Below are 7,945 nucleotides of genomic sequence, written 5' to 3'. Positions count from 1 at the left end.
GCGGCGGCCTTCGCGGCCGGGGGTGCTGCGGGCGGCGGGCTCTTCATCGCGGGCTTGGCTGCGGCTGGAGGTGACACCGGCTCAGCCTTCGGAGGCGCCGGTGGGGCGGCGGCAACAGCAGGCTTCTCTGCCGCGGCAGGCTTCGCCTCGTCGTCGGCGATGATGCGACGGATCGACGCCAGAATCTCCTCCATCGAGGGCTCTTGGACCTTCGCAGGTTGCGTCATCTCCGACTCCACATCGAAACTATTTTACATCAAGCCCGAGAGGATTCGCCGGTTCCGATGATGCGGGCGGAGATTTTCACGGCTCCCTGCCCGACTTGTCCCCAGATCAAGCCCACCCGCGGCCCAGTGCAAGCTTCGTGTCGCCCAATGCAGCGTGATCACAGGTGGCGTCGCACCTGTCGTCACGCAACGCCGGCTCGCCGCGAATCGCCTTGCTGCCCGACAAAACGGTATGTCAGGCCAATTATCGATTGCAAGCAAACGCGCTTGCTTGTGGTCCTGATTAACTCAGAACCACAAACAAGGCGCGACAGATGGTGATGAAGTGAATGCGTTTGGACGCGAAGCTGCTTAGCGGCCGTCAGGCGTGCGCACGCCGGCCCAGCTATCCCGAATCTGGTGGTAGTGCACGCTCGGATCGTAGACGTTGGTCTTCAGGCCCATCACCTGTGGCGACAGCCGGCCGATCGCGTTCAGCACGTTGTAGGACGCGACGACGCGGTCGTGCTGTGCGGTGACCAGCGCGTTGCGGGCGTTGACCAGCGCCTGCTGCGCGTTGAGCACGTCGAGCGTCGTGCGCTGACCGGCCTTGGCTTCCTCGCGGACGCCGTTCAAGGCGATTTCAGACGCGGTGACCTGCGCCTGCGCCGACGCCACCTGCGACTTGCCGGCGACCAGCTGGCCCCACGCGGTGACGACATTGGCACGGGCCTGATCGCGGGTCTGTTCCAGGACGAGGCGCTGCTGCGCCAGCGATTCCTTGGACTGCCGGATCAGCGAGTACTCCGCGCCGCCCTGATAGAGCGGCACCGACACCTGGACGTTCGCCGCTGCGTTGAACAGCCGGTTGACCGACAATTGCTGCTGGTAGCCTTCGGTCACCGTCGCCTGCAACGCAACCGTCGGAAGCAACGCCCCCTCGGCCACCTTGGTCTGCAAGAAGTTGACGTCGACGCCGTACATCGCGGCGGTGACGTTCGGGTTCTGGGTCAGCGCAAGCTCGACGGCTGCGGCCAGTGTCCCCGGCAGAAAGCGGTCGACCGGCGAACCCGGAGCAAGATTCTCCGGCTCGTTGCCGATGATGCGACGGAAATTCGAGCGCGTCGTGGTGAGATTCGATTCGGCCGTCAGCTGCTGGGTGCGGCCGGCCGCAAGCTGCGCCTCGGACTGCGCGACGTCGGTACGCGTCACTTCGCCCACATTGAAGCGATCCTGGGTCTGCTTCAGCGTCTGCTCGAGCACGCGGGTATTGCTGCGCTGAACCTCGACGATCGCGGCGTCGCGGAGATAGTCCATGTAGATCGTGGCCGCGCTCAGGATCACGGTCTGCTCAAGCACGCGCAAACCTTCGCGCGCGGACGAGACCTGGCTTTCGGCGGCGCGGACCCGCTGCGGGGTCTGGGCGTTGAACAGCGACTGGTTGACCGTCAGACCCGCACTGGCCGGATTTTGCGGGCTGTTGATCGCGGTCTTGGACCCCGTCAGCTCCTGGTCAGTGTATTGATACCCGGCACTTGCGGTCAGCGAGACCTTGGGGCGGTAACCCGAGAGTGCTTGCGGCACGTTTTCGTCGGTCGACCGCACCAACGCACGCTGTGCGTTCAGCTGGGGATTGTTTTGGTAGGACCGCACCAGTGCGGCCTCGATTGTATCGGCCAAAGCGGGCACCGGGCCCAACTCAGCCAGCAGAAGGACCGCAATAGCAGCCGCGGTGACAACCTTCACCCCACGCATCCCCGGTAATCCATTCATTTTTTAGTCGCCGTCTCCACAAGCACGAGAGTCCGGCGTCGCTTCAGACGAAGTGAGTCCGGCCTCACCTTAGTCCGCAGGTAAGGGCAACGGAACTACCCCGCAACGGAACATGGTGGAAACTCTTCACGTGGGGCAAACGGGCCACACTTCTGATTCAGAACGGGATTTTATCAACCGGTGCAGCGCGGTAGCGTCAGAAGACGAAGGCGGGAAGCTGTTCGAATCCAGGCAGCACGGGGGCCGTCGCATCGAACAATTCGCGATGTCCGAAATCCCCGTGTGAATGCGTCACGAGGGTGGCGCGCGGCGGCGGCGTCAGGCCGAACACCCCGACCAGCCGGCCTCCCTCCTTGAGCTGGCCGAACAGCCCGGTCGGAACAATCTCGGTCGCTCCATTGAGAACGATGACATCAAACGGTGCGCCGGTGGCATCCCCATCGGCGGCCGCTGCGGTCTTGACGGTCACATTCTGGATGCCGAGCTGGGCGACCGCGGCGGTCGCCTTGGCAACCAGCGTCGGATCGCTCTCGGTCGCGCTGACCTCGGCGGCGAAGCGCGCGACGACGGCCGCGGCGTAGCCGGTGGCGCAGCCGACCACCAGGACGCGGTCGGTGGCCTTGATCTCGGCGGCCTGCAGCATCCGCGCAAGCAGTGCCGGCGTGATCAGATAGCGCTTGGCCGTGCCGCCCTCGGTCACATCGAGATCGAGGTCGAGATAGGCCAGAGCCTGCTTGCTGGCCGGCACGAAGACCTCGCGCGGCACCGTCAGCATGGCTTCGAGAATTCGATCGTCGGTCACGTCGCTCGGACGCACCTGACCATCCACCATGTACTGGCGCGCGGTCGAAAAACCGGTCATTGGCGGGACCCTGCAAGTCGCGGCATTGCCGCTGGAGAAGCTAGAACAGGGCCATCTTTTGGAACAAGCTCCGCCAAAACGCAACACGGCGTTGGCGTGCAGAACGTGCCCGGCGGTACCGTCTACTCGATCGTGACGGCGAGCCGGCCGATCAGGCGTGCCACTTCATCGAGATGCTCGGAATCATGTGCCTCGACGGCCTTGGCGAGGCGGCGGACGCACTCATCGTCGCTGATGTCGGGCGCATCATTGGGAACGAGCGTCGGCTGCGGCATCGACAGGTCGATCAGGTTAATCGCCATCAGAATCACCTCTCAACACCCGGCGAGAGCAGTCTCGATGGCTATTGAGTCGATTTGACGACGATTTTGGTCTGCATGTTGCGGACCACGTGCTTGTGATTGCCAATGGGAGGGATTGATGGGGCCAGCAAAGCTGGCTCCCCGGGCTGGATTCGAACCAGCGACCATTCGATTAACAGTCGAATGCTCTACCGCTGAGCTACCGAGGAATAGGCGAACATCCGTTCGCGAGCGGGCAGCGTATAACAAAGCCTTTCGGCCTTGCAAAGAACCAAATGGGGCTCCGCCGAAACTTTAGCGCGGGACGGTAAACCTCTGCATTGCAAGGGTTTGCCGGCATCCCAGGCGATATAGGCCCGTTCCGGCTGTCCGGCTATTGCCGCGCCAGGCGCCCGGACATCCTGCCGGGCGCGGCCATTCCGCCGCGGCTGTGATTCTGGCTCGGGCGCCAGTCGCGCGCCCGAGATCATTGCGCGATGAACGAGGCGGCCTTGGTACCGGGGTCGCCAAGCAGCCCGGAGCCTTCCGCCATTTGGGATCAGCGTGCAGCGATGGCTGCGATGAACAACGCGGTCGCTGCAAGCGAGGCGACGGTCCGCACATGGTTCCAGAAGGTCCAGTCGGCCAGATAACGCGCCCAAAGCGGCGCGGCGGCGGCGCTCGCGGGGTCGGCTGCCGCGAGTTGATCGTTCAGCGGGACGTTGCAGATGATTGTGACGATGAACATGCCGACGACATAGACGATACCGCCGCCAATCATCGCTGCGGCGCCGGGCTCCTGCCATCGCAGTCCGCCGAGCACGATCAGCACCGCGCAGGACAGCGTGGTGCCGAGGAAGACCGGCATGAACGGCGAGCGGACAATGTCGCCATTGATAGCGTTCATCGCCGAGATGCCGGCGGCCTGATCGATCCGGCCGAGCGCGGTCATGACGAAGGCCGAGAATGCGAAATAGAGCCCGGCAAGCAGGCAGCAGCCGAGCGCGGAAAACCACAGCAGGCCCGAGGTCAGGATCTGGCGCATCGTTCCATCTCAAAATGCGAGTAGTACTCGTATTTGTAGAATGCGATAAACTCTCGTATTAATGACGTCAAGCCGGAATGCGGAGGAGCGCGATGGCAAGACGAAAGGCCGCACCGGCGGCGGGAGTGCCCCTGCCCGGGCTGGCACGGCTTGCCCCGGCGCAGCAGCGCAGCCGCGAGCGCTTCGAGCGTATCCTGGCCTGCGCGACGGAGATCATGGCGGAAAAGGGCAGCGAGGCTCTCCGCATGAGCGACATCGTCGCGCGCAGCGGCGTCGCATTCGGCTCGCTCTACCAGTATTTTCCGGACAAGGCCGCGATCATCGGCACGCTGGCGGAACGGCACAATGCGATCGGGCGTGAATGCGTCAGGCGTGATCTGGCCGCCGTGACGGCTGCGCGCGACCTGCATCCGGCGCTGTGCCGGATCGTCGACAGCTACTACGAGATGTTCATGCGCGAACCGGTGATGCACGACATCTGGCAGGCGACGCAAGCCGACCGCGCCCTGCAAAAGCTCGACGCTGACGACATGGCCGCGCTCTCCGGCCTGCTGTCTGATGCGGTGAGACGGGTCGCACCCGATATGCCGGCGGCCACCCTCGCCATCTTCTCAGCGCTGACCATGACGCTGATCGCGGCAGCCGTGCGTCACGCGATCGCACTGCCGCCGAAGAAGGCGCGACAGGCGCTGGCTCAATTCAAGACCCTGCTGCCGTGCGACCTCGCCAAGCTGGCATGACTGCAATCGTACGGCCATCGGGAATTTGCTCGCGCGGAAACGATGAAGTCCGGGCGCGACACCGTGCCGCCGGCGAGCGATCCGATGCAACGTTCGACCGGCAAAACCCCTGCGTGCTTGCCTTCATTGTCACGCCACCCTAAAATTCCCGCGTTAATTGATGGCTATCTATACTGCCGGGAATTCCGGGAAGAGTTTTTCGACAGATGTGATTTGTCTCACACGAGGTGCGGCCGGGCCGACCTAGGTTCCCGAACGGATCATTGATTTATTAACCAAACCGGGCGCCATCGTTCTTTTCCTAAAATTCGAACGAATCGCTCAATCCGGACCGAAGACAGTTTTGCGACCATTGCGCTCTCGAACCTCGGAGAGCGCGATGAGCGAAGTCGAATTTGATCTGCTGCTGGACGCCGTGCGAACGGCGATCGCGCCCATTGCCCAGGAGGATTTCGTGGCCCAACCCTCGCCTCGCATTCAGCCGCCGCCGCGCGCGGCCAATGACAACCAGGCGCCGTGGCCGCTGATTCCGTTTCCTGAAGGTTGGTACGCCGCGAGCTAATGCGGCTTCTCATTTGTTGGCTGCAAGCCATTGATGAGATGAGTGGAGGCCACGACCAGAATTGAACTGGTGTACACGGTTTTGCAGACCGTTGCGTAACCACTCCGCCACGTGGCCCCTTGCGGCGCATTTCATATACGCCCTCCGCCCGATAGGCAACCAAGGCGCAGAGCTAGCGCCGGCGCTTCCGGTAGTCCTTCTTCTTCGGCTTTGGCGCCAATTCCGGCATTTTGGCCTGTACTTCGCGGAATCTTGCCAGCATCCGCTCGAAACTGTCCGTTAACGCTGTGGCGATGTCCGGTCGCTTCTCCAGCGCGGCCAGCAGGAGCGCGGCCGCCTCGATGGTGGACAAACCGTCGCGGCGCGGTTCCCGGCGCAGCTGGCCGTAGCGCGAAGGCCGTTTCGGTCCGAGAATCACCCGCTGGCACTTCAGCATCCAGGCATTGCGCCACCACAGCGCCTTGGCCTGGCTCCAGGTGCCATCGAGCAGCACGATGCCCTCGATATCGGCCAGGATGGCGCGCTGATGCGGCTCGAGCTCGCCCTTGCGGTTGATCGCGACGATCTCGGCATCGGTGTCGAGATCCTCGACCTTGGCCGAGCCGAGATAGAGCACCGCCCAGCGCGACGGGTCGGGCACCGGCCGGCCGAGCGCCTTCGACAGGCTCGGCCAGGACAGTCCGATCCGCACCACGGCGTCCTCGAAATGCCGCGCCAATAGCCGCGCGGTGCCGAGCGCCCTGTCCTGCTCCTGCGGATGGACCAGGATCAGCAGCTTGGTGCGGCTCTCGATCGGCGTGATGCTGTCGCAAATGCACAGCGGCAATGGCTTGCCGCAATGCGCGCAATCCTCCACCAGGTCGGTCTCGGCAACTGGGTCTGACATTCAAAGGCTATACGTCGTGGACGGCCCCGTCCGCAACATCAATGCAGGACCAATCTGAGAACGCCGGAGAACGTGCCAATCATCGCGATGGCGGCGCCGAGCCACTTCAGTTTCTCCCGCCACGGCAAGTCCTTGAACTGGTCGATCAGGAGATAGATCACCGGCGTGGTGTAGAGCGTGAGGATCTGCGACACGAACAGGCCGCCGATGATGGTGATGCCGAGCGGCCGGCGCAGCTCGGTGCCGGGGCCGGTGGCAATGACCAGCGGGATGCCGGCGAACAGGGCCGCCATCGTCGTCATCAGGATCGGGCGGAAGCGCGCCCGGCAGGCCTCGAAGATCGCATCGCGCGACGCCAGGCCCTGATGCCGCTCGGCCTCGAGCGCGAAGTCGACCATCATGATGCCGTTCTTCTTGACGATGCCGATCAACAGGATGATGCCGACGAAGGCGATCACCGTCAGCGGCGTGTTGGTGATCTGGAGCGCGAGCAAGGCGCCGAGGCCGGCCGACGGCAGCGTCGAGATGATGGTGATCGGATGCGCCAGGCTCTCATAGAGCACGCCGAGCACGATATACATCGCGACCAGCGCGCCGAGGATCAGGAGCGGCTGCCGGCCGCTGGTCTTGTTGAAGTCGCCGGCATTGCCGTCGAAGCTGCCGCGAATGCCTTCGGGCATGTGCAACTCGTTGACCGCCTGCTGGATGTTGGTCGTCGCGACCTCGAGCGGCACATCCGGCAGCATGTTGAACGAGACGGTGGTCGAGGGGACGCCGCCGGAGTGAAACACCGCGAGCGCTGACAACCCCTTCTGATAATGCACCAGCGCCGACAGCGGCACCTGCACGTCGTTGGCACCGGCGACATAGATCCGCTCCAGGTTCGCGGGGTCGCTCTGGAATTTCGGATCGATCTCGAGCACCACCATGTACTGGTTGCGCTGGGTGTAGACGATCGAGATCTGGCGCTGCGAGAAGGCGTTGTTGAGCGCGTTGTCGATGTCCTGCACACGGACGCCGAGGCTCGAGGCGGTCTTGCGGTCGATCACGAGATTGAGCTGCAGGCCGCCCGGATCGCGATCGGCGGAGATGTCGGTGATCCCCTCCACCGTCTCCATGCGCTTGGAGACGATCGGCGCCCATTTCTGCAGCAGATCGAGATCGGTCGAGGACAGCGTGTACTGGTAGTCGGAATCGCTCTGCCGGCCGCCGGTGCGGATATCCTGCGCCGCGAACATGAACAGGCGGATGCCCGGCACCATGAACAGGTTGCGGCGCAGCCGGTCGATCACCTGCGTGGTCGACAAGCCGTCCCGCTGCTCCGGCGGCTTCAGGCTGATGAACATGAAGCCGCGGTTGGACGTGCTGCCGCCGACCGATGAGCCGATGCCGGCGACCGCGGGATCGGCCATCACGATATCGGCGAGCCGCTGCTGCAACCCCAGCATCGCCTGGAACGAGATATCGGCGGAGGCGCGGGTCGAACCGATCACGAACCCGCTGTCGTCGGTCGGGAAATAGCCCTTCGGCGTCTTGACGTAGAGCACGACCGTCAGCGTGACGGTCGCGAAGAACACGATCAGCGTCAGG

The 7,945-nt window shown here is 63.8% G+C and carries 8 protein-coding genes, 2 tRNA genes and 1 pseudogene; 2 read left to right on the top strand and 9 right to left on the bottom strand.

Going from position 1 to position 7,945, the window contains the following annotated elements; translation table 11 throughout:
- The 6 genes and pseudogenes from B2W55_RS24165 to B2W55_RS24140 all read right to left on the bottom strand — a co-directional run.
- Positions 1–227 (bottom strand): annotated as a pseudogene (locus B2W55_RS24165) (DUF2497 domain-containing protein); the annotation flags it as partial.
- Between the two features lie 351 nt (positions 228–578).
- A complete protein-coding gene (locus B2W55_RS24160; RefSeq protein WP_024584191.1) occupies positions 579–1,961 on the bottom strand; it encodes a TolC family outer membrane protein in 1,383 nt (460 codons plus the stop codon).
- Positions 1,962–2,175: 214 nt separating this feature from the next.
- Positions 2,176–2,841, bottom strand: coding sequence for a protein-L-isoaspartate O-methyltransferase family protein (locus tag B2W55_RS24155; protein ID WP_024584192.1), 666 nt, complete (start codon positions 2,839–2,841; stop codon positions 2,176–2,178).
- A 122-nt stretch (positions 2,842–2,963) separates the two neighbouring features.
- The gene (locus B2W55_RS24150) at positions 2,964–3,143 is read right to left on the bottom strand and encodes a hypothetical protein (RefSeq protein WP_024584193.1); all 180 of its coding nucleotides are present in this window, start codon (positions 3,141–3,143) and stop codon (positions 2,964–2,966) included.
- A 134-nt stretch (positions 3,144–3,277) separates the two neighbouring features.
- Positions 3,278–3,352 (bottom strand) — tRNA-Asn (locus tag B2W55_RS24145).
- Between the two features lie 329 nt (positions 3,353–3,681).
- Entirely contained in the window at positions 3,682–4,167 is a 486-nt protein-coding gene (locus tag B2W55_RS24140) for a DUF1772 domain-containing protein (RefSeq protein WP_024584194.1), read from the bottom strand.
- A 92-nt stretch (positions 4,168–4,259) separates the two neighbouring features.
- Here B2W55_RS24140 and B2W55_RS24135 point away from each other — a divergent pair, with 92 nt between their 5' ends.
- Positions 4,260–4,907, top strand: coding sequence for a TetR family transcriptional regulator (locus B2W55_RS24135; RefSeq protein ID WP_024584195.1), 648 nt, complete (start codon positions 4,260–4,262; stop codon positions 4,905–4,907).
- Between the two features lie 379 nt (positions 4,908–5,286).
- The gene (locus B2W55_RS24130; RefSeq protein ID WP_024584196.1) at positions 5,287–5,469 is read left to right on the top strand and encodes a hypothetical protein; all 183 of its coding nucleotides are present in this window, start codon (positions 5,287–5,289) and stop codon (positions 5,467–5,469) included.
- A gap of 43 nt (positions 5,470–5,512) precedes the next feature.
- Here B2W55_RS24130 and B2W55_RS24125 read toward each other — a convergent pair.
- From B2W55_RS24125 to B2W55_RS24115, 3 genes are all read right to left on the bottom strand, one after another.
- Positions 5,513–5,586: transfer RNA gene (locus B2W55_RS24125), tRNA-Cys, on the bottom strand.
- A gap of 55 nt (positions 5,587–5,641) precedes the next feature.
- A complete protein-coding gene (locus B2W55_RS24120) occupies positions 5,642–6,355 on the bottom strand; it encodes a tRNA-uridine aminocarboxypropyltransferase (protein WP_024584197.1) in 714 nt (237 codons plus the stop codon).
- A gap of 38 nt (positions 6,356–6,393) precedes the next feature.
- A partial coding sequence (locus B2W55_RS24115) for an efflux RND transporter permease subunit (protein WP_291532293.1) occupies positions 6,394–7,945 on the bottom strand: 1,552 nt, incomplete at its 5' end.

Source organism: Bradyrhizobium sp. UBA2491, assembly GCF_002341725.1.
In the GTDB taxonomy this organism is placed as follows: Bacteria; Pseudomonadota; Alphaproteobacteria; order Rhizobiales; family Xanthobacteraceae; genus Bradyrhizobium.
Note: the sequence above shows the minus strand (reverse complement) of the source record. Positions and strands in the feature narration are given on the sequence as shown.